Consider the following 24,444-nt stretch of genomic DNA (forward strand, 5'->3'; position numbering starts at 1 on the left):
ACTTTTTACTTTGTACTTTTCACTTATCCCTTTGTACTTTTCACTTATCACTTTTCACTTATCACTTTGTACTTTTTATTTTTTTTAACCATATAAGGCATATAAGTTTTTTTAAGCTGATTATGATTGTGTTAAAAAGTGCATAAAAGATTTTAATAAATTACGCTGTGACGATTGTGGAATTACTTATTACTTTTCACTTATCCCTTTTCACTCTTCACTTTTCACTTCTCACTTTTCACTTCTCACTTCTCACTTCTCACTTCTCACTTTGTACTTTTAACTGTTACTTCAAATTTTCCCAATACCATGAAACAGCTTCTTTCAAACCTTTATCAATAGTATGCGTTGGGCTATAACCTAATAATTTTTTTGCTTTATCAATAGAAGCTAATGAATGTGGAATATCACCTTGACGATTTGGACCATGAATAATTGCAACTTGAGCAATTTCAGAATCAAATTCGCTTAAATATGTTTTCAAATAATGTACTAAATCATTAAGTGTGGTTCGATCACCAACTGCAGTATTATAAACCGTATTAACGGCTGCTGAGTTAGTAGTTTCAATAGCACGTTCATTCATTTGAATAACGTTGTCGATATAAGTAAAATCTCTTGAATAATCTCCCGCACCATTAATTACGGGCGATTCATGTTGCATAAACTGTTTAACAAATAAAGGAATAACTGCTGCATAGGCACCATTTGGATCTTGTCTACGGCCGAACACATTAAAATAGCGGAGACCAATCGTTTCTAATCCATACGTTTTACTAAAAATATCGGCATACAATTCATTTACATATTTTGTAATTGCATAAGGGGATAAAGGCTTGCCAATAACATCTTCTACTTTGGGTAAATGTTCAGAATCACCATAAGTGGAAGAACTCGCAGCATAAATAAATCGTTTAACACCTGCATCTCTAGCAGCGACTAACATATTAAGGAAGCCAGAAACATTTACATCGTTACTAGTGATTGGATCCTTTAAAGAACGAGGTACCGAACCTAATGCTGCTTGATGTAATACATAGTCCGCTCCTTTTACGGCCAAGTGACAATCTTCTAAATTACGAATATCGCCTTCAATTAATTCGAAATTCGAATTTTCTAAAAAAGGCGCAATATTATGACGATGTCCTGTAGCAAAATTATCCAAACAAACGATTTGATGTCCTTTGTGTAAAAAGTATTCACACAAATTAGAGCCAATAAATCCAGCACCTCCTGTAATTAATATTTTAGCCATTAGTTTTGTTTTATTTTAGTTTAGTTTCAAGGTTAAGGTTTCAAGTTTAAGGTTATCCCTTCTTTAATCATATAAAGTATATAATTCCATATAAGTGTTCTCTATAGTGGTTTACACTTATTACTTATCCCTTTTTACTTATCCCTTTTTACTTATCCCTTTTTACTTATCCCTTTTCACTTAGCACTTAGCACTAGCCCTTCTCCCCCGTCATTTCGAGTGATTTTATAAAGAAAAAATGCTAATTTTTGCTTTGTAAAATTGTATCGAGAACTATAGCAACGTTTTATTTTCATATGTTCTCGATACATTTTTTACAAAATAGCTTAGGCAATTTTATAAAAAACACTCGAAGTGACGACTGTGGAATTAATTATTACTTTTTTTATTAAGGTATATAAGTATTGTCCATAGTGGTTTACACTTATCCCTCTTAACTGATCACTGACCACTGATCAATGTTCCCTCAAACTACCGCTCCAAAATCAAAGTAATCCCCAAACCATCCAAAACCAATATTGTTTTATTTCCTTTCTGTTCAACAAACGTAGCGCTTTGACCCTTGAAAGCCCCCTCTTGAAGTGTGATTGTACTGCCTGGCTGAACACCAGTTACGGCAATCGCTTTGTAAGATTCCTGCAGCATTTCTTTGATGGCAAGAATTTCGCTATCCTTCACAATAGCAGGCTTTCCCAACCAAAACAAATAACGAACCACTCCAGGGACAGCAAAAACAAGCGCTCTTTCTTTATCGTTTAATTTTACAAAAACATAAGAATTCAACAGTGGCTGTTGTATTTTTTTTTTACGATCGCTCCATTGTTTCTCCACAACAATAGTGGGACAATAAGCCTCAACACCCATCGAAAGTAGTTTTTCCGCTACTTTTATTTCATTATGAGGTTTTGTATATAAAGCAAACCAATCCACTTTTATTTATTTTTTATGTAAAAAACGCACAAATTTCACTTAAAACCCGAAACCCGAAACTCGAAACCCGTAACCCGAAACCCGTAACTTGCAACTCGAAACCCGAAACTCGAAACTCGAAACCCGAAAATTCCACGGCTTCGCCACATGAGTCACACAAAGTGCCCAAATAAATGTATACATTGAAAAATAAAAAAATTATTTCTCAAACAACAACAAGCCATTACCTTCAAAATGAGACGTGGTATGGATGATGATTTTTTTATTCAACTCTTTAGAAACTTTTGGAATCAACTGATCCAAATAGTCCTGATTCAAATGCATTCCTTCAACAATAACTTCAATCACACCTGTATCTAATCCCTTAGCACAATCGCCTACTAAATAAATTTTAGAGACATCACCTAATCTACTAAAGATATGTGCTATAATTTGATCAATACCAAGGTGCTTTCTGACCAATTCTTGCAAAACTCCAAAGAAGGGATGTGAAGCATTGGCACGATACATAACTTTAGCATCTTGCTCTTCACGAACTAAAAAACCAGCCTCACTCAAATTATTCAACTCTTTCCGAATAGCATTCGTGTTTTCTTGCATCTCAGTTGCCAACCCTCGCAAATAGCCAGTATTTGCTACGTTGATAAAAAATTTTACCAACAGCCGCATACGAGTTTTAGAAGTTATCAATGCCTGCAACATAAATTAGAGCTATATAAGTAACAAAAGTACTCATTTAATTTGTTCCTACAAAAACAATCCAATAATTTAAGATTAAATTTAAGTAAAATTTACCTATAAAAATAGAAAAAAAAATGTTAAAAGAAATAAAAACAAAAAAAAACAACAAATTAAACAATCAAAAAAAAAGCAACAACTGAGATAACAGTTTTTAGAATTTAAAAATATAAAAAATACATTTTGAGCCAGTTAAAAGGCAACACCAACTATTTCATACAAAAAAAACGAACATAACCGATTAAATGCGTAATTTATTCGACTAACTACATTATACATATTGATTGAGAATTTTCTTCATAAAATTGAATGAATAGACTTCGGCAAACTACAATAAAATAATAACATAAAAAAGGTTTTTTTAAAATTGAAGTTCCATTTTTTATGGCTATATTTGTAAGAATTATGGACAATCATAGACTTTCAATATATGAAAAATAATATAAAGTCATTTTTAAAAGTATTGAATAAATTAAGAATACTACCTTCTTGGTTAATTTTATTCTTAGACATAGCAATAATTTCAATCGTTGGAGCTTTCAATTATTTCATTTATAGTAATTTAGGAGTAAATCACAATAAAATTGCTCCAGCATTAGTGAGTTATCTTGTGCTACTAATTTGTTATCTATTCTACTTTTTTTATTTCAATACCTACAAAGGGATCATACGCTACTCTTCCCTTAAAGATATCATCAAAATTTTTAAAGCCGTATTTTTTGCCACTTTAACAGCTACAACAATACATATAATAAGCGCACAAATATATAATTATCCATTATTCATACTATCAACCTTGCTTAATGGAACATGTCTTGCTTTTTTTACCTTAATTTGGTTTAGAATTATGGTAAAATCGATTTTTCAACTGCTCAATCAAGACGAGTCACTTCCGCGCTCAGAAAAACAACCCATAGCTATTGTAGGGGTCAATACAGTAAACATCTCTTTGGTAGACCCATTAACAGCACCCACAAGCTTATATGAACTAATCTGTTTCTTTGATTTAAATCCTACTTTAAACGGAAAAAAAGTAGCTGGAATATCTGTGGTAGCAGGTTCAAACTCTATAATCACTTACTTGAGATGGAAAAAAATAAACAATATAATTTTACCCAAAGGATACCTCGAAGACGCGGAAGAAAAAAAATTAATTGAAGATTGCATACAAAATAGAATCAAAGTTTACAAACCTGAATTACTTCAAAAAGCAAATACAACAACCCCTCCCAATCTTAAAGAGTACGGTTTAGAAGAATTATTATTCAGAGATAAAATCAACATTGACAACCCAAAAGTAATTTCCGAATACAGCAACAAAGTAATCTTAGTAACTGGCGCAGCAGGATCTATCGGATCTGAATTAGCAAAACAAATCGCCGCATTTAATCCCAAAAAAATAATTATTCTAGACCAAGGGGAAACCGCATTACATGATATTGAATTGCATTTTAAAAAACAAGAACACGAATGCCATTCTAATTTTGAGTTAATCGACGTGACAAATCCGGACGAATTATCATGTATATTTGAAAAACACAAACCTGAAATAATATTTCATGCCGCAGCATACAAACACGTGCCTGTGCTAGAAAAAAACTTCAAACAAGCCATTAAAGTAAATGTTTTTGGAACGCTCAATTGTTTAAATTTAGCCCAGAAACATGGTGCCAAGAAATTTATTTTCGTATCAACAGACAAAGCTGTAAACCCAACCAACATTATGGGAACCAGTAAAAGAATTGCAGAAATGATTGCACAAAATATGTTTCACACACAAGAGTCAAAAAGCATGGAAATTATGATAACGCGTTTTGGAAATGTATTAGGCTCTAATGGATCAGTAGTGCATTTATTCAAAGAACAAATAGCACAAGGCGGACCAATTACAGTGACCCATCCCGAGGTAAATCGATTTTTCATGACCATTCCTGAAGCTTGCAAGTTAGTTATTGAAGCAGGAGCTATGGGAACTGGTGGCCACATCTATGTATTCGATATGGGTAAATCAATAAAAATTGTTGACTTAGCTGAAAAAATGATCCGATTAGCAGGAAAAATCCCGGGCGAAGATATCGCTATAGAATTTACCGGTTTGCGCCCAGGGGAAAAACTATACGAAGAAGTATTGACGAAAACTTCTGAAACCATGCCAACATATCACCCAAAAATAGTGATTGCTAAAGAAAAAGAACCAAGTTACACAAAAGAAGAAATCATTACCCTATTGGAAGGTTTTCAAACGAAAAGCAGAAAGGAAATGGTCAAACTATTAAAACAAATAGTACCAGAATACCAACCTGAAAAAAAAACTTAACAACCATTTAACCTATTTAATAAATATCTTTAGATATATTAAATTTAATTCAAAGTCTATTGAGTTATTGAAACCTTCAATTTAAAAATTTCTAATTTTAAATTGAATACTATTTTAAAAAACAACCGAACTATTGCATTAAAAAAATTGATTTCCAGAGAGCAATAAATTAACATTTCTCACAAACCACACCCATAGAATTCAATTAAAATGCAACATTCATCTGGAATTTAGCATTAACAGAAAACACACACCCATCACCCATCACCCATCACCCATCACCCATCACCTATCATACATCACCTATCATACATCACCCATCATACATCACCTATCATACATCACCCATCATACATCATCAATAAAAAAAAAAAAGCAACTCCATACATGAAGTTGCTTTTTATAGAAATAAAATGTACTCCTAATCTACTTTAAACACAACTCTTCTTACTAATTGACGTGCCAATTTAGAATCTTTAGGAACAGAAGCATCCTCTCCTTTTACAACTAATTTCAATCGATTAGGATCTATACCAGATCTAACAAGCATTTCAATAACACGTTGCGCTCTTCTGCGAGACAAACCTATATTGTAATCAAAATCACCAAATTCATCAGCATATCCAATAACTTCAGCATTTGAATTTGGATTTGCATTTAAATATTTAAGTAAGAAGTTAATCGCCGAAATGGTTCCTGTAGTAATTCTTGTTTCATCAAAATCAAAGAAAACATTTACATACTGACCATTAATCATGTTTTTCATCTGAATGTTAGAATAATTATTATCACCAGAAATCAAATTATTTACCGTTGCCTGTAAATCGCCATATGTATTATTAATATAACTTTCTAATTCATCTGGAATACCATTATTATTCAAATCAACAGCTCTACCCTTTGTATCAACTAAAACACCACCAATAGTATTATTTTCAACATCTAAGTAATCCGGAACTCCATCTCTATCACTGTCATTCATCATCGTTTCCAAATCTTCAACTCGAGCTAATAAATCTTTATATTCATCTTTCACATTCAAATTCTCCCAATACCAGTCTGCATGTCGCTCCTTTTTACCAAAATAAAAAGTAGCACCTAATATAGTAGTATAAACTGTACCTGTTCGACTCAAACTAGGATCTAATTTAGACTGACCGTCTAAAGCCACGTGATGGGTTAAATTGCTCGTCATAGTGAAATCTAAATTAAATGCTACTTTCTCAGAAACTTTAATCAATAAGGTAGCACCACCTAGAACACTGAAAATATTATCATAGTGATTAAAAGTTGTTGTTTCAGGGGCTTGTAAAAATGAAAAACCAGGACCTAAATGAAATTGCAAACCAAAAGTTTCTGTAAACTCTTCCCAATTCATAACACGATGCATGTTTAACACACCTTGAAAACTAGTACGATACATATTATTACTGAACTCAGGACTACCACTATCAGCGGAAAAATTATCGTATCCAAAGTCAATCATAACACCAAATTTGGTATTAAACATCTTTCGGACATTAAAATCAACGTGATTAAATTCGGGTTTTGTAAAATAATTGGGGGTAGTAGCATAGTAACCATCAGTAAAAGGACGGATTCCAATATTAGTACCCACATTTAAATTAACAGACCAGCTATTGTAATTCTTTTCACGATCTTTAGGATGAACCGTATCAGAAACTGTCTTGTTAATTACCTTGTTTGGAATATAAACTGAATCTCTTTTTTCAGAATCACTTTTATCAACCCTTTTATTTTTAGCATCCTTTTCAACAGGATCTTTTTTATCTGAATCTCTTTTTTCTTGCGATAATCCCGCAGTCAAAACAAAAAGAAAAGCAAAAACAAAATACTTTTTCAATGAATTCATAAGAATATTATTATTTTTATAGCAAACAAAATTAATGTTTTTTTTTTATTTATATCGTATAAAAGCAAAACACACACACAAAAACTACTTCTTAACACAAACACAACCTTCTCCTTACACCCATCCTCCATCATCAATCACCCATCACCCATCATCAAACACCCATCACCCATCACCCATCATCAATCACCAAAACTTATCAAACGAACTACGCGTTATTTTTTTAGTCGCAATCAAATAAGACACTTTAAAACCTAACGACGGGTAATTAGCCCCCTCTCGAGAAGTAAAATCGTGACTACGACCCAATCCAATATGAAAATTAAATAAGAAATCATTATATACATTTCTTTGAATTCCCCAATGCACTTCATACATCATTACATTACCTAACCTAGATTTTGAATCAAAAAGACGCTGTGTAACCAATTTATTTTGAAAACCAAAATAACTTCCTTCACCATTGGTAGTACGCAGTTTTTTCGCCACCCTAACATATCGATTGTAATAGTATTTTAGTTCCGACTTAAGATAGAATCCAGGATTTAAAAGATTATATTTATATCTAATTCTTTCACCCGAAACGTGAACTCCAGAAGAAAACCCAAGACCAGAATCTAAAGACAAAACCTTTGAAATTGGAATTTCATAATTAACTCCAACTCCTAAAACATTAAATTCAGCTTTTTGTAAATAGGGCAACGCAGTAGTATCGATTGCAATTTCTTGAGCAAAAGCGTAAAAACCATTGAAAACAAATAAAACAAAAAGTATAGGCTTAAAAGAAATCATAAAAACTTTTTTTGGTTAAAACAAAGTTAAGCTAATTTTTAATATTATTTCAATAAAAAACAAAATAACTTATAACACAAAAAAATCTACAACCCTTACAAACAGTAGCATTACACCACTTATTACCTCAAACAAATCACTTATTCCTTATAACACAACATTTGTAAATAAATTACCAAATTTAATCTCTTTAAAATTTATATTTTTCACTTTTCTCTATTCAATTTTAGCGAATGTAAATTTTGTAAATCATTTATTTATAGTATATTTGTTGCAATATTTGTTCTTTAAATAAAGTAAATTATGGAAAATAAATACTCTTCTAACCAACCTATAAAAACATATGTGTTGTTTTTATTGTTATTTTCTTTTAGCACCATTAACGCTGGAGAATATTTTTTAAGAGCAATAACAACTGGAACACGCAACTGGACAGACAACGCTACGTGGTCTACAGTAAGCAGTGCTAGTGCTACAAATACAGGCACATATCCACAGGCTGGGGATGCCGTTTTTTATAATGGTAGTAGTACAATTAACATACCTTTAAACGTAACAGTTGACAGTCAGTGTTTTTCATTTAGTAATATTTGCACAGGCAGTGGGTCAAACATTACTATAACTATTTTCTCTGGAAAAACGCTAACAATAAGTAATAATTTTGAAATATCAGGTGTTTCTGATATTATTAAAAACACCACATTAGTAGGAACAGGAACATTGTTAGTAAATGGAGACATTAATATTGGAACTGCAGGAATAACTACAACCACTACAACTAAATATACCAAAATTTCATTTAATGGCCCAAATATTAATTTGGCTGGAAATCTAAACATGTATAATATTGTAAATAGTACTTTAGGACAAGGTTCTTTTGTAAGTCATAGTGCGGGGAAATTTACGTTAACTGGCACCGGAAGCAAAGGGTACATGAACTCATATCAACCTGCTACCGGCTTGAGTATTAACAACAAATACCTAACTGAAAACGGATCGGCTGAAATTGAATTTCAACATGTTGGGGATTGTCCAATATATACAGAGCAAGGTATTACGAACGCTCCTGAATTTACAGCTACAGGAACAAAAATTACTTATGCTGGAAGTGGATCAGGAAGTGTTATTTATGGAAACTCCTATAATTTTTTAAATCTTAACAATCCTAATGGATATACCATAAACAATAACATAACCATTATAACTAGAATGGACTTAATTGCAGGAAATCTGAATATAGGTTCAGCCTTTACTTATTCTTTAAATGGTGGAGCACAACTTAACGTTAGCAGCGGAAATGGAGTTACAGGTTCTGGATTAAGATTTAGATATAACGGCCCTGTAGATGTAACCTACAGCGGTAATGTAACTAAAGCAGGAATAGAATTAAGAACAGGAACGGCATTTGGTGGTTCTGGAACAACACCTACTAGATTAAATTCCCTTACTATTTCAGGTACTACAAATTTTGACCTTGGAACTAGCGTAGGAAGAAACTCTTCTTCTTTAACATCTACTTCACTTTGGATATTAAATAGTTTATCAATCAATGATATAGATTTTATCTGCAACATGCCTACTATAAACGCCCCTAACATAACAGTAGCGGGAGGAATGACTACGTTTAATGGCAACTTAGGAAATGTTAACACATTAAGTATTAATGGAGACACAATACTAATGACAGATCTTTTGACAAATACTCTAGAACTTGGAGCAAATCTTATTAATCCAGGATTTATCGAAACAACAAATCTTAATGTAACCAATAACTCTACATTAGACAATGATGGATCTGGATTTATTTTAGTATTAGATGTTTTATCTGTTACGAGTGGAGCAGTTTTAGATACCGGAGGTGAAATTATTTTATATTCAGATGAATCAATTACAGCTCGGGTTGACCAAGTAGAAGCTGGAGCAATAATTGGAGATGTTACAGTACAACGTTATCTAATTAATTCAGAAAGAAGATGGCGTTTATTAACATCACCAGTTAAAGGCAATACTAACAACAAAATCTACCAAAATTGGCAAAACAACGGTGTAGCAGATGGTTTAACTGGTACTGATGTTTGGGGTCCGGTTGCAAGTTATAACGAAACAAACAACGGTATGAATTACTTGCCGATTTCTGTACATAATTTTAGAAAATACAACAATGGAGCTTGGACTTCTATTACCAACACAAGAACAGAAGATCTTTTTAATAGCACAAAAAACAACGCCTTTTTAACTTTTATTATTTATCCTTATGGAGAAGGCGTATCAGGGAATGATGGTGTACCAGGTTCATTAAATACAACATTACAAGCTAAAGGAAACTTAATTACTGGAAATCAAACTTATAGTATGGTTGCGGGTAATTACCAATTAATTGGAAATCCTTATACTTCTCCAATTGACATGGAAAGCTTAATCATATCTGGAGGCTTAAATGAAAATGTGGTCGATGAAAAAATTTGGATTATCGATCCAAATATTGGACAATACGGAGGATATGTCACTTGGGACCCAGTAAATCAATATAGCGCAGCAGGAGCACTAAATGCAACCGAAGACAATCATTTAATTCAAAGTGGTCAGGCATTTTTTGTAAAAACTCAAACATCACCATCTTCAACAACTTTTAGAATTAACGAATCTTTTAAAAGAGATGGTGCCAATAGTCAAGTTTTTGCAAGAACTACAAATACTGTATATGAAAGATTAAGAGTTAGTCTTGAAAAAATTGAAAATAACACATCACTGTACAAAGATGGAATAGTAGTAGCATTTTATGATGGAGCATCAAATAATGTTGATGAGAAAGATGTTGAAAAATTCACAAATCCAAATGAAACATTAGCATTTTTAAATGGAACTTCAAATTTATCAAGTGAACACAGAGCCCCAATTGCACATGGAGATGAATTATTCATTAGAGTAACGAGAGCTGTTGCGGGAACTTATAAATTAAAAATTAAAACAGAGAATTTTTCATTTGATGGAGGAGCTTTATTTTATGATTTAAAATTAGGAAGTATAACACAAATACCAATTGATGGTTCTGTTTTTGAATATGCTTTTGATGTTACTTCTGATGCTACTACTCAAGGAAACCGTTTTAAAATTGTTTTTGACACTACTTTAAGTAATGATGACTATAATAACCCACAAAATATTACAATTTACCCGAACCCAACATCAAAATCGGATGGAATTACGGTAAATTTAGGTAAACTTGATTTTGGAACATATTCATATCGTATTGTAAACATGTTAGGTCAAGAATTACAAAATGGAGATTTAACAAACCAAGAAATAAATCATCAACTTAAGATTAATTTCAATACCGCATTAAATGCTGGCGTGTATAGTTTTGAAATACTAGACAAAAACAAAACAATAAAAACATTTAAAATCCTAATTAACTAAAAGCCATATGAAAAAAATTATTTACATTGTATTATTATCTACAATTGGAACAACACCCCTACATGCACAAGGAGACCCTGGATTTGGAGATGAAGGTGGCGGGGATGGTCAAGATGCGCCAGTTACACCTATAAATGAATTAATTATTCCTTTATTGATAACAGGTATTCTAACTTCTATTTATTTTATTAAAAAGAGAGAAAGTCAATTAAAATAAAGGTGTAAATTATTTTAAAAAAAAACTCTATAATTTGAATTATAGAGTTTTTTTTTTTTAAATTTAAGAAATAAATTAAATAAAAGTTATGTAGTCCCTAATATAAACTTTATAAATTAATTTTTAATCAAAAAATTAATATATGAGTAGTTATATAAAATATATACTTTTTAAAGAGAGAATAATACTTTATTTATTATTATTACCTTTTTTAAGTTTTAGTAATTCTTTAAGTGCAAGTTTTACTACAAATCCTGCAACAGTTGGCGGAAGTGTTACCATTTGTAAAGGACAAACGATTACCTATACTAATAATTCTATAAATACCACCTCCACTTCACAATACAATTGGACGTTTACCAATAACGTTCCGAGTTCGTCAAACACAATTGGACCACATACAATTGTATATCCAAATGCAGGAACATTTACTACTACACTAACTTTAAACACAAACGCATCTAGTTATACCATAGTAATTAATGTAATTGACGCAGTACCAAGTATTCCACAAATAGCTTTGATCGATGGTAATTTTTGGACAACTACTACATTTAATGGTCAAAATTATTTTAGTTATTGTAGTAATGACGCTAATATATCGGGCGGTTTATTTTCATTTACAACACTCTCTACCCAAACAAATGCAAATACACAACACATTTTAGATTGGGGGGATGGAAGTTCTGACAATTATGTTGGAACAAACCTAGGAGATACTTTTCATTTTTATGCAACAGCAGGTTACTTCACTTTGACCTATACTGTAATATTAGATGGTGGTTGTATTAGTCAAAGGATTTATGAATTGTATATAGGGGCTATTCCAACAGCAACAGTTAGTGCAGTAGGAATTCCAACTTTATGCAACCCTGGAAGTGTAACCTATGATTTAATAACAGGAGCACAAAATACTCCAGGTACCATTTATACATTTCAAGTAAACGACGGAAGCGCACCTGTTTCATTTAACCACCCGCCTCCAGCAACAATTACACATCAATTTTTAAACAGCTCTTGTGGTTTAGTTTCAAATATTAACAATACGGTATATCCAAATTCATATCAAGCCTCTATTACAACATCAAACCCATGCGGAAATAGTACTAATGCAGTAGGACCTATTAACATTCAATCGGCTCCAATTGCTAATTTTACACGTACACCAAACAATGATATTGTATGTGAAGGAACTACAATAGCAATAAGCGACAGTACAGAAGGAGGCTACAATATTGGAGGACCTCCAACGTATACATGTACACAAGCCTATCGAAAATATTGGACAATAACAGGTCCTGCAGGAATAATTAGCACTACAACATCAGGAGGCCTTATAGCAAATCCGTATATAACATGTCCTAATAATTTTGGATACAACAATAACCAACCTACTAATCCAGGAGCGTGGTTACCAACATCTTCTGCAACGTTAAATGTGACTTTTTTATTGCCAGGGGATTATACAATTACTTTATATACGGGATCTAATTTATGCGGTATTAGTTCAATTAGTCAAAGCTTTTGTGTAGCTCCAAGAGTTATTTCCGATTTTTCAATGACAAACAGCGCAACTTGTGCACCAACAATACTAACTGTAAACAACAGTTCGAGCACCCCAGGATGTATGAACTCAAACAACTATTTATGGGAAGTAACAGCAACTAATCCAGATAATTGCCCAAGTTTTACTCCAGGAGATTGGTTGTTTTCAAACGGAAATGCAAATGACCTAGCACCAGAAATAACGATTAATTCTCCAGGAATATACAACATTAGTCTAATTACTTCTTTAAATATAGCTTCAGCAGGAGCATTATGTCAAGCTGATACAAAAACAACAACTTTAGTAGTTAAAGGCAAGCCAACAACAACACTTGTAGCAGAAACAATTTGCGAAGGTAGTACTATTACACTAAATCCAAATGTATTTAATTGTTATGCAACAGATCCTGTTTCTTATGTTTGGGATTTTGGAGCTAATCCTCCATCTACTATTTCTAACATAAATGATGCAACTCCTATTCTAACTTTTAATACACCTGGAATTTTTAATTACACACTAACAATTAGTAATGAATGTGGCAGCAATAGTTACAATAGTAGTATTACGGTAATGCCATCAGTTCATTTAACAGCTTCTGGTACACCTGCAACTTGTGTTAATACAACAATTTCTTTAAACGGATCAATAACGGGAGGTTCAACCAGTGGCACTTGGACAGCTTCTGAAATAGGAGGTACATTTACTCCAAGTCCAAATGACATAAACCCTACCTACACACCACCTTTAGACTATATTGGAACCATTACATTTACATTAACTTCAGACGCTCCTTTAGCACCATGTACCGTTGTTTCCGAATCCTTTTCAACAGTTTTCAATACGGAAGCAACAGCAAATACTGGAACTTATGATCCTTTATGTGAAGATGAAACTTTGCAATTAAATGGTAATATTGGTGGAGCTGCTGCTTCTGCAACTTGGAGTTCTTCAATAGGGGGCCTATTTTCAAATATAAATGATATAAACAGCACTTATACACCTCCAAGTGGGTATATAGGAGATGTTATTTTAACACTAACTACAAATGACCCACCAGGACCTTGCGACGCTGTTTCAGATACGGTAACAATTTCTGTACTTCCTACTCCCGTTGTAAATCCAATTAATGATATATATGTATGCAATAATGAAGCGGTACCAACAATTGTATTTACAGGAACAAGCGCTAATTTATTTACCTGGACAAATTCTAATACAGCAATAGGATTAGTAGCAAATGGAACAGGAAATATAAGCTTTACTGCAACAAATACAAGCAACAGCCCAATAACAAGTACCATAACTGTAACACCCGTAAATAATAGCAGTACTTCTTTTTGCGGAGGTATTCCAACAACATTTACAATTACAGTAAATCCGGCTGTCCAAATAAACGCTATAGCAAATCAAACGATTTGTAACAATGATACTAGTGCTGCCATTTTATTTTCCACAGCGAATGCACCAGGAAACACAACGTATAATTGGACAAATGATACCCCAGGAATAGGTTTGGCTGCTAGTGGAAATGGAGATATTGCACCTTTTGTAGTATCAAACACTACAAACAGTCCCATAGTTGCAACAATATTAGTAACACCAACATACAGTTACAATGGCATAAACTGTATCGGAAATGTAGTTCAATTTACAATTACTGTGAATCCAGATATTCAAGTAAATCCGATTTCAAATAGAACAGTTTGCAACAATGAAATAGTAACACCAATACCATTTACATCCACCTCAACCGGAGGAAGTAATACATATCAATGGACGAATGATAATACAGATATTGGGCTGGCTGCCAACGGCACTGGAAATATTGGCTTTACAGCTACCAATACCACAACTACCCCAATTGTAGCAACAATTACCGTAGTTCCTTTGTACACATTAAACGGCATAACTTGTTCTGGAAATCCAGAAAATTTTTCAATTACTGTAAATCCATCTGCACAAATAAACCCAATAGCAAGTCAAGTACTTTGTCATAACAACAGTACGAATGCCATCTTCTTTTCTACTAATAACACCTTAGGAACTACTGTGTATAATTGGACAAATGATACCCCAGGAATAGGTTTGGCAACGAATGGAACGGGAGACATTAGCAGTTTTATTGCCACAAATAATTCATTTGTACCTATAGTAGCTACAATTTCTGTTACCCCTACTTTTACATACAATGGGGTAAGTTGTATTGGAAATGTAGAGCAAATAACTATTACGGTAAATCCAGTAGCGCAAGTTAATCCAATCGCTAATACTGCCGTTTGTAATAACAGCACAACTGCACCTATAGTATTTCAAACAAATAACACCGGAGGAAATACCACATTTCAATGGACCAATAATAATACCAATATTGGATTGGCAGCCAATGGAACTGGAGACATCATTAGTTTTTTAGCTACTAACAATTCAACAACACCTGAAATTGCTACAATTACGGTTACTCCTTTTTTTACAAATAATGGGATAACTTGTAGTGGAAATAATGAAACCTTTTTAATTACTGTTAACCCAACTGCACAAGTAAATACGATTGCAAATCAAACCCTTTGCAACGGAACACTATTAAATGCTATTTCTTTTACTACAAACAACACCATAGGTACAACAACCTATAACTGGACAAACGATTCTCCATCTATAGGTTTACCAGCAATTGGAAGTGGAGATATAAATGCATTTATTGCAAATAATACAGCTCTAAATCCTATTACTGCAACAATTACAGTAGTACCAACTTTTACATATAATGGTAGTAGCTGCACAGGAAATAGCATTCAATTTACAATTACAGTAAACCCAAGTCCAGTAGTGAATTTTTCAGAAAGCAACCAAATAATTTGTTCCGAAGAAAATACTACTGAAGTACAACTAACAAGTACTACAGCAGCAGTTATATTCAACTGGACGGCGGTTCAACCAGCAGGAATAACAGGAGTTATAACTGCAGGAACAAACACTATTCCAGTACAAAATTTAATAAACACTACAAATGCTCCTATATCCATAACATATGAAGCTTATGCTATTACAAGTGACGTTTCGGCTTGTCAGGGAGTAATTTCCAACTATACCATAACAGTATTACCTAAACCTCACATATTGAATGAGAACTTATTCTTATGTAGTGGACAAAATTTTGACTATTCTCCAATTAATGGTATACCAAATAACAACATAATTGTTCCTATTTCAACGAACTACACTTGGACTGTTTCAAACAATCCAATGATAACTGGTGCAAGCAATGGATCAGGTACATCGATTAGTCAAACGCTTATTAATACCACTTCAATTTCACAAACGATTACATACACAGTTACTCCTTCTGCAGGTGGTTGCAATGGCAATGATTTTACGCTTACATTTACAGTATTACCAAAACCAGATGTTTTATTTAGCATTGGGAACCAAACTAGTTGTAACAATTCCAATACACTTCCTGTTCAATTAAATTCTACAATTGCAGGAAACTACAGCTATACTTGGAACGCTTCTATTCCTTCAGGTATTCAAGGAGCTTTATTAAGTGGAACAGGAGATATTCCAAGTCAAACATTAATAAACACAACCAACTCACCACTTACCGTTACTTATGAAGCTTTTGCTGTTTTTCAAAACTTGGGCTCATCTTGTACTGGTCCAATCAGTACATACGAAATAACAGTAAATCCCTCTATTTTAACGAGTACTATAATATCAAATTATAATGGATTTAATATAAGTGGATTTGGAGGTAATAATGGGTTTATTGAACTTAACACAAGCGGAGGTTCAGGTAGTTATACCTTTAATTGGACAGGACCTAATGGTTTTTCGGCTTCAACTGCAAACATTAGTAATTTAACAGCAGGAAATTATACTGTAATCATTAATGACGGAGTATGTACTCCAATTACACTAAACTTTGCCTTAACAGAACCAGATGATTTACTTGTAATAAATAATGCAATTGCTTTACAGGATGCTAATTGTTTTGGTTCAGCAACTGGAACTTTAGGAGTCACAATTACACAAGAATCGGTACCTCCGTATAATTTTGAAATAACGAATAACGGGATAATTACACAAAGCATTGTAAGTTCAAATATTAATCCAATATTCAATGGTTTAATTGCTGGTATTTACAACATACAAATTACTGATGCAAATGGAAACACTAAAACCATTTCTAATCTAGTCATTTCTGAACCTACAGAATTAGTTGTCACAACGGCAGCTACTCAAATAAGTTGTTTTGGATCGAATGATGCAAGCATAACACTATATGTTATTGGAGGAACTCCTCCCTACACTATAAACTGGAATAATTTTGCAACAGGAACTCAATTAAATAATCTAGGCGCAGGAACATATACTGCTATTGTAACTGACGCAAAAGGTTGCGAAAAAATCATACAAACCACCATTGCCAATTTACCAGTATTTATGCTGCAGCCAGTTGTAAATCAAATAACTTGCTATGGAGAAACAGACGGAAGTATTGATTTAGGTCTTATAGGAGGGTTATCTCCAGTAACTGTAACTTGGAATGATGGTAGCACAGCAGGATTAGTTAGAAATAACTTAACAGAAGGAATTTACATTGCAATTGTGACCGATGGAATGGGATGTACAATCCAACGAACATTTTCTATAGTAGCTCCACAAGTTCTAATTTTAGACGGTATTGTACAAAATGCATTAGACTGTACAACAAGTAACTCTGGCGGTATTAATTTAATACCTTCTGGAGGAAGTCCTCCGTATAGCTTCAATTGGTCGAATGGAGCTACTACAGAAGATTTGACTAATGTTACAAATGGAAATTATTCGGTTATTGTTACAGATTCTAGAGGATGTAGCGAAGTAGCACAATACACTGTTTTTAGACCGCAACCTCTAGTGGTAAACTTAACACAATCGAGAAGTGTAAATTGTACAAACGGAGATGTGTCAAATAATTTTGAAGTACAAATTAGCGGAGGAGTTCCACCCTATCAAATCAATTGGTCTAACGGAATAGTATCAGGAAACTTTAACCAATTTATGACAACTACTCAAAATGGATTAATTTCAGTTACAGTTACAGATTCCAACAGTTGCGCTAATACTGCTAACTACACAATAGACAACCCAGATATAGGCAGTGCTAACTTTTCTCAGAGTTCAATTTCTTTTATAACTTTTGGAAATTATTCAGTTGAAGATGCAATACAATTTACCAATTTATCTACTGGAACCCCTTTAGGTATTTCATGGGATTTTGGAGATGGCAGTTTTTCTACGGAAGAAAACCCAGAACACACTTATTTTTCAGAAGGCAATTATACAGTTACACTTACAGTATCCTATGAATTAGGTTGTAGCAGTACCTATTCAATTCTATTAAATATTGTTAAAGGGTATAAATTAATAATGCCAAATGGATTTACAGCGAATAATGATTCAATAAATGATAGATTTGGACCAGCTTTCGAAGGACTAAAATCATTAAAATTAACGATATACGATAGTTGGGGCAACATAGTATATTTTGAAGAAGGAGATAATATTGCGGGCTGGGATGGAGTAATAAATAATCGACCAGCAGAAAATGGCAATTATTACTTCAAGCTAACTGCATCCACTTTTTTTGGAAAAAATATTGAAGAAAACGGACCATTCATACTACTAAAATAACCAGTCGATGAAATTAAAATTTTTATTATATACTATAGGGTTATTCAGTACATATATGAGTGCTCAAGATCCTATTTTTACGCAATACTTCCTAGTTCCTGAAACTATAAACCCAAGTTTTACTGGGTTTTTAGAAACAACTAGTGCAGGTGTAATTCATCGTTCGCAATGGACCAATTTAAAATATAAAATTGATACTGATTATGCATATTGTAGCACTTGGTCTGAAAATAATAATAGCGGAATTGGTGTTAGTTTTCTAAATCATAGAGAAAATTTTACAGGTTATAATTACCTGCAAGCAAATGTTAATTATGCGTATCGAGTTGAATTAAACGATGAATGGTATTTTAGACCCGGAATAGAAGTTGGCTATGGTAGTAAAAGTTTTGGTTTTCAAAACTTAATATTAAGAGATCAAATAAATATTGATACAGAAATAATTAATCCTACAAGTATAGATCCGCTGCAATTAAACAATAGAATACATTTTATAGACATATCTACCGGATTATTGTTTTATACTGAAAACATTTGGATAGGAACTGCTATTAAACATTTAAACAAACCAAACATCGCAATTGCTGAAGAAGGAAATATCCCTTTAGACATGTTTTACAATATATCTACAGGTTATGAATTTGACATTGCTGACTATATAACTCCTACATTTTTACCTTATGAAACTAGAATGATGCTAACTGCAAATTTCATGAGTCAGGGAGAATACAATAGATTAGACATTGGAACTTCTTTGATTTTTAGCCATTTTACAGTAGGAGTAACTGCTGCATTAAATCCCATGAAAAAAACGCAAGAGAGTCATACATTAACTTCTTTAAATCTTTTTAGCGGACTTCAGTATGAAAATTTTAAATTAGGATTTTCATATGACGCAAACACCTCCAAAATAGGTAATACTGGAGGTGTTTTTGAACTTGGATTAGTCTACCAATTTGATGTTGATGCTAGAAAATGTTTTGGTTGTCCGGGTTATTAAAAATTAACCTATTTTAGAAAAATGAAACCCAATTTCCTGCATTTTTTCTGGATCTAAAATATTTCTTCCATCAAAAACAAAAGCAGGCTTTAACATAGCTTCGTATATTTTTTGCCAATCATACGATTTAAATTCATCCCATTCCGTTAAAATAGCAATTGCATGTGCATCTTTACATGCTTCATAAGGATTGTCATGAACATGAACACCATTTAAATTTTCTTCTTCTGATCGTGATTGTAAATAATTCAAATCTGATTGAATTTGCTCTGTGCTCACTTTAGGATCAAAAACACTAATATTCGCTTGTTCGTACAGCAAATCATCTGCCACATAAATCGCAGCAGATTCTCTAGTATCATTAGTATCTTTTTTAAATGCCCAACCTAAAAATGCGATTTTTTTTCCAGAAACCGTATTATATAAAGTTTTGATAATATTCTTGGCAAAACGTCGCTTTTGGTGGTCATTCATAATGATGACTTGTTCCCAATAATCAGCTACTTCATTTAACCCATAGGATTTAGCAATATAGACTAAATTTAGAATATCCTTTTGAAAACAAGAACCCCCAAACCCTACTGATGATTTTAAAAATTTAGGACCTATTCTACTATCCATTCCGATAGCTCTAGCAACTTCATTAACATCAGCACCCGTTTTCTCACACAATTCACTCAATGCGTTAATTGAAGAAACACGTTGTGCCAAAAAAGCATTCGCCGTTAATTTTGACAATTCTGATGACCAAACATTAGTGGTCAATATTTTATCTTTAGGAACCCAATTTGCATAAACATCCACTAAAAGTTGAATTGCTTTTTGACCTTCTGGTGTAGAATCGCCACCAATTAAAACTCTATCAGGAGCAAATAAATCTTCAACAGCAGTTCCCTCAGCTAAAAATTCAGGATTGGATAAAATTTGAAAATTTACACCATTACCCGTATTATCTAAAATATTTTTAATTGCACTTGCAGTTCTTACCGGCAAAGTTGATTTTTCAACAACAATTTTATCGTTTTTAGCTACACGAGCAATTTGACGCGCACATAATTCAATATATTTTAAATCAGCAGCCATACCTTTTCCAACTCCGTAAGTTTTAGTCGGTGTATTTACTGATATAAAAATCATATCCGCTTGATCAATTGCCTTATCAACTTCCGTTGAAAAAAACAAATTTCTTCCACGTGCCTCAGCTACTACATCACTTAAGCCTGGTTCATAAATAGGAATATTTTCTACATCTGGATCATTCCAAGCAGCAATTCTTTTTTCATTTAAGTCAACAACAGTAACTTTTATATGTGGACATTTCTGAGCTATAATGGCCATTGTTGGCCCTCCAACATAACCCGCACCAATACAACAAATATTTGTTATCATATTTTAAAATTTATCTTTTAAATTTAATAGTATCTTTTTCCATCCTTTAGGCTCTACTTTCTCATCATGATATCCTTCACCATAAACACCATAACCATATCCATACGCATAGCCATAACCGTATTTCGCATTATTTCTAAAACCATTAAACAAAATACTTATGTTATGTAACTCCCCTCGTTTATGCTTTTCATTTACAACACTTAGCATTCCTTTTTTAGTAAAACCTTGTCTTGTAACATAAATTGTAGCATCACAAAACTGAGCTAATTCTAAAGCATCAGACACTAAGCCTACAGGTGGTGTATCTAAAATAATATAATCGTATTTTGATTTGAGTTCTTCAATCATTTCGTTCATCGCTTCACTCATTAATAATTCTGAAGGATTAGGCGGAATTGGACCAGATGGAATAACATCTAAAAATGGAATATGTGTTTTCTGAATTACTTCATCTATCGATTTTTGACCAATTAAATAATTTACCACACCGGTAATATTGTCAATATTAAAATCCCCAAAAATCCTTGGCTTTCTCAAATCTAAACCAACTATAACTGTTTTTTTATCACTAAGTGCAAAAACTGTAGCTAAATTTATTGAACAAAAGGTTTTTCCTTCTCCACTCACAGAAGATGTTAACATTAATATTTTAGCTCCTTCTTTTTGATTTTGTTTTTTATACATAAACTGTAAAGAAGAACGAATTGCCCTAAAAGACTCAGCTAATGGCGATTTAGATTTTTCAAATACAGATAAATTATTTTCAGTATTTTTTTTACCTACAATACCAATAATTGGAATTTTAGTCATTTTCTGTATATCTTCAAGTGTATTAATATTGTTATCTAATAATACAATAACAAATACAATCAACAATGGCAATAAAATTCCTAAAAATGCCGCTAAAATATAATTTATACTTGTTTTAGGCCCTCTTAATCCACCACCAATATCTTTGGCAGGATCAAGAAATTTGATATCAGAAATATTTGCTGCTTTAACAATTTCAGCTTCACTTCTTTTTTCTAAGAAAGTACTGTATATTTTATCTTTTAAATTATATTTTCTAGTAATTTTAATATGCTCTTGTTTATTTTCGGGCAATAAACTAGCTTCTCCTTCAGCTTTTGCGATATTCTTATTAATCAATGATAAGTTTAAAGCTAAGGCACTTTTTGAACTTGCAATGTTTTCTAACAAAACTTTCTTAATAGATTCCATTTCAACATCAAATTCAGAAAACATTTTCTTGTTTTTAACCGAATAAGCCAAATTAGCACGTTCTGCAGATAACTGAATTAATTTAGTTACATTTCCTATTACGTTTGGATCATCTATACCTGCTACCGTAGGAGCTGGCAGTTTAGCATAATCGGTAGTTTTCTCTAAATAGTTTTTAAGCAAGTTATAATAAGCAATTTTCCTATTAATAGCATCTTTTTCAACATCATATCCAGACAATCTTGCACTTAAAAGCCCACCTCCTGCTTCGTCTTCTAGTTCAAAAATATTTTTACCTCGTCTAAATTCTTTTAATTCATTTTCAGCATCTTTAATTTGACCTTCCATTTCCTTTAAAGTGCTATCTATAAAACTAATTGTATTATTTGCAAAAAGATTTTTACTTTCTAATTGTATCTTTCTTAAAACCTCAACAGTAGTGTTTAAATACTCAACTAGTCTATATTTATTAGACCCATCTAATTGCAATCGAACAACAGATAGAGCTTTTGCATCTGCACTTATATCTATTGATCGATAAGATGCAACTGTTTGATTAAAATCATCGAAACGTATAAAATATTCTTTATTTGTAAATTCAAAAGCTTCTGGTTTAATTATCAATTTAAAATTTAAAAAAGGTAAATCAACAGAATCATTAATTTTATAAATTTTACTAAATTCTCCTCCCGAAACATTAACGGGTTTAACAGTAACATCTGAATATTGAATCAATGAAGCGGTTGTTTCTTCACCAAAATCAACACTTAATTTATATTGCGAAGGTGATATAAACTTAATTTTTATTAGTTTCCCAAATAATTGCCCTTTTGTTTTATCTATTTCAACATAAAAAGGGGCTTCTCCATAAGCGTCTTTGTAAAAATATTCTCCTTGTTTTAAATATTTAATATAATATTGAAGTTTATCAACTACTATTTCATTGTGTGAACGCGACTTTAAAGTTGTTATGATAGTTTGTACTTTATCAGACGTACCGCCCCAATTAAATACTAAACTTGTATTAGATGTAAAAAAGGGATTGTTTTGATCTTCAACTAAAATAAGTGATTCCATCCCATACATACTTTCTTTTCTAATATTCACATTATAAGCGTAAACAAAAGTTATGATAAGAGATAAAACAAACCATTTCCAATACCCTATAATTCTCAAAAGAAACCCTTTGAAATCAAAAGAATTTTGTGATTCGAAAAAATTAAAATCTTTAGTATCTAACATCTTAATATTATAACGTTTTAGACAACACTAGAAATGTTGTAATTATAGATATAGCAGTCATTATTGTTGCAACAGATTGTACTCCTGTAACTCCTGTTCCCCAAGTTTTTTGCTTGAGTGGTTTTATAATGATATAATCATTAGGCTGAATATAAAAGTAAGGCGAATTCATAGCACTAGCATCTGTCAAATCAATGCTATACGTTTCAAATCCATGAGGAAATTTTCTTATAATTTGAACTTCTTTTCTGTTTCCTGTTATGGGAATATCACCAGAATTAGCTATGGCTTCCATAATGGTTGCTCGATCTTGGTATAAAACACCCATCCCAGGTTCCCCAATTTCTCCGTTTATGACATATCTTAATCCTGCTAATTTTACAGTAACAAAAATATTAGCTTCTTTTTTAAAGTACTCTTCTAATAATTGCTTTTCTATTTTTTGTCGAATCTCGTCTGCAGTAAAGCCTAAAACATTTACTTCTCCTAGAATTGGCACTCTTATATTACCATGATCATCTACTGTATATCCATTAAAAAATAATGATTGCGGAGATACTTGGATTTGAGTAGCTCCTTGTGAAGAAGCGGAAAACATTTCCACTAACTTTTGATCTAAAGCTTTAATATTTATACTTAAAATATCACTTGCTTGAATTCTGTAAGGTTTTGAATTCTCTTGTACAACTCTAATTGAATCTGACTTTGAAGCAGAACTAGGTTGTAAATATGTTATATCTTTTGTAGAAATACAAGAAGTTAATATAACAGCAAATAAGGCTAAAAAAACTATTTTTTTCATGAATAAGCTATACTGATACTATTTGC

At 32.4% G+C, this 24,444-nt stretch carries 13 protein-coding genes; 5 read left to right on the top strand and 8 right to left on the bottom strand.

Annotated features, from left to right (window positions below):
- Positions 1–286 precede the first annotated feature (286 nt).
- From GFJ99_RS04495 to GFJ99_RS04505, 3 genes are all read right to left on the bottom strand, one after another.
- Complete coding sequence (locus tag GFJ99_RS04495; protein WP_153207723.1) at positions 287–1,255, bottom strand: SDR family oxidoreductase; 969 nt, start codon at positions 1,253–1,255, stop codon at positions 287–289.
- Positions 1,256–1,726: 471 nt separating this feature from the next.
- Positions 1,727–2,185 (bottom strand): UpxY family transcription antiterminator, encoded by a 459-nt coding sequence (locus GFJ99_RS04500; RefSeq protein ID WP_370454292.1) that lies wholly within the window; start codon positions 2,183–2,185, stop codon positions 1,727–1,729.
- Positions 2,186–2,383: 198 nt separating this feature from the next.
- A complete protein-coding gene (locus tag GFJ99_RS04505; protein WP_153207724.1) occupies positions 2,384–2,887 on the bottom strand; it encodes an ArsR family transcriptional regulator in 504 nt (167 codons plus the stop codon).
- A 466-nt stretch (positions 2,888–3,353) separates the two neighbouring features.
- Here GFJ99_RS04505 and GFJ99_RS04510 point away from each other — a divergent pair, with 466 nt between their 5' ends.
- The gene (locus tag GFJ99_RS04510; RefSeq protein ID WP_153207725.1) at positions 3,354–5,240 is read left to right on the top strand and encodes a nucleoside-diphosphate sugar epimerase/dehydratase; all 1,887 of its coding nucleotides are present in this window, start codon (positions 3,354–3,356) and stop codon (positions 5,238–5,240) included.
- A 421-nt stretch (positions 5,241–5,661) separates the two neighbouring features.
- Here GFJ99_RS04510 and GFJ99_RS04515 read toward each other — a convergent pair whose 3' ends face one another.
- On the bottom strand, positions 5,662–7,113 hold the full coding sequence (locus tag GFJ99_RS04515) for an OmpA family protein (RefSeq protein ID WP_153207726.1): 1,452 nt from the start codon (positions 7,111–7,113) through the stop codon (positions 5,662–5,664).
- Between the two features lie 186 nt (positions 7,114–7,299).
- Positions 7,300–7,905, bottom strand: a complete 606-nt coding sequence (locus tag GFJ99_RS04520; protein WP_153207727.1) for a hypothetical protein — start codon at positions 7,903–7,905, stop codon at positions 7,300–7,302.
- 303 nt (positions 7,906–8,208) lie between these two features.
- Between GFJ99_RS04520 and GFJ99_RS04525 the strand changes: the two genes are divergently transcribed.
- From GFJ99_RS04525 to GFJ99_RS04540, 4 genes are all read left to right on the top strand, one after another.
- Positions 8,209–11,322, top strand: coding sequence for a T9SS type A sorting domain-containing protein (locus tag GFJ99_RS04525; RefSeq protein WP_153207728.1), 3,114 nt, complete (start codon positions 8,209–8,211; stop codon positions 11,320–11,322).
- Positions 11,323–11,329: 7 nt separating this feature from the next.
- On the top strand, positions 11,330–11,539 hold the full coding sequence (locus GFJ99_RS04530; RefSeq protein WP_153207729.1) for a hypothetical protein: 210 nt from the start codon (positions 11,330–11,332) through the stop codon (positions 11,537–11,539).
- A 142-nt stretch (positions 11,540–11,681) separates the two neighbouring features.
- Entirely contained in the window at positions 11,682–18,761 is a 7,080-nt protein-coding gene (locus GFJ99_RS04535; RefSeq protein ID WP_153207730.1) for a PKD-like domain-containing protein, read from the top strand.
- Between the two features lie 7 nt (positions 18,762–18,768).
- Entirely contained in the window at positions 18,769–19,761 is a 993-nt protein-coding gene (locus tag GFJ99_RS04540) for a PorP/SprF family type IX secretion system membrane protein (RefSeq protein WP_153207731.1), read from the top strand.
- 3 nt (positions 19,762–19,764) lie between these two features.
- Here the strand turns inward: GFJ99_RS04540 and GFJ99_RS04545 are convergent, their stop codons facing one another.
- The 3 genes from GFJ99_RS04545 to GFJ99_RS04555 are packed head-to-tail and all read right to left on the bottom strand — an operon-like array spanning position 19,765 to position 24,418.
- A complete protein-coding gene (locus GFJ99_RS04545; RefSeq protein ID WP_153207732.1) occupies positions 19,765–21,150 on the bottom strand; it encodes a UDP-glucose 6-dehydrogenase in 1,386 nt (461 codons plus the stop codon).
- A 3-nt stretch (positions 21,151–21,153) separates the two neighbouring features.
- Complete coding sequence (locus GFJ99_RS04550) at positions 21,154–23,616, bottom strand: polysaccharide biosynthesis tyrosine autokinase (RefSeq protein ID WP_153207733.1); 2,463 nt, start codon at positions 23,614–23,616, stop codon at positions 21,154–21,156.
- Positions 23,617–23,623: 7 nt separating this feature from the next.
- On the bottom strand, positions 23,624–24,418 hold the full coding sequence (locus tag GFJ99_RS04555) for a polysaccharide biosynthesis/export family protein (RefSeq protein ID WP_153207734.1): 795 nt from the start codon (positions 24,416–24,418) through the stop codon (positions 23,624–23,626).
- Positions 24,419–24,444: the final 26 nt, after the last annotated feature.

It is taken from the genome of Flavobacterium sp. LMO6, assembly GCF_009495795.1.
GTDB lineage: Bacteria > Bacteroidota > Bacteroidia > Flavobacteriales > Flavobacteriaceae > Flavobacterium.

Excerpts from the sequence above, each read along its gene's own strand:
- GFJ99_RS04495 (WP_153207723.1), bottom strand. The coding sequence starts at position 1,255 with ATGGCTAAAATATTAATTACAGGAGGTGCTGGATTTATTGGCTCTAAT.
- GFJ99_RS04505 (WP_153207724.1), bottom strand. The coding sequence starts at position 2,887 with ATGTTGCAGGCATTGATAACTTCTAAAACTCGTATGCGGCTGTTGGTA.
- GFJ99_RS04510 (WP_153207725.1), top strand. The coding sequence starts at position 3,354 with ATGAAAAATAATATAAAGTCATTTTTAAAAGTATTGAATAAATTAAGA.
- GFJ99_RS04515 (WP_153207726.1), bottom strand. The coding sequence starts at position 7,113 with ATGAATTCATTGAAAAAGTATTTTGTTTTTGCTTTTCTTTTTGTTTTG.
- GFJ99_RS04520 (WP_153207727.1), bottom strand. The coding sequence starts at position 7,905 with ATGATTTCTTTTAAGCCTATACTTTTTGTTTTATTTGTTTTCAATGGT.
- GFJ99_RS04525 (WP_153207728.1), top strand. The coding sequence starts at position 8,209 with ATGGAAAATAAATACTCTTCTAACCAACCTATAAAAACATATGTGTTG.
- GFJ99_RS04530 (WP_153207729.1), top strand. The coding sequence starts at position 11,330 with ATGAAAAAAATTATTTACATTGTATTATTATCTACAATTGGAACAACA.
- GFJ99_RS04535 (WP_153207730.1), top strand. The coding sequence starts at position 11,682 with ATGAGTAGTTATATAAAATATATACTTTTTAAAGAGAGAATAATACTT.
- GFJ99_RS04540 (WP_153207731.1), top strand. The coding sequence starts at position 18,769 with ATGAAATTAAAATTTTTATTATATACTATAGGGTTATTCAGTACATAT.
- GFJ99_RS04545 (WP_153207732.1), bottom strand. The coding sequence starts at position 21,150 with ATGATAACAAATATTTGTTGTATTGGTGCGGGTTATGTTGGAGGGCCA.
- GFJ99_RS04550 (WP_153207733.1), bottom strand. The coding sequence starts at position 23,616 with ATGTTAGATACTAAAGATTTTAATTTTTTCGAATCACAAAATTCTTTT.
- GFJ99_RS04555 (WP_153207734.1), bottom strand. The coding sequence starts at position 24,418 with ATGAAAAAAATAGTTTTTTTAGCCTTATTTGCTGTTATATTAACTTCT.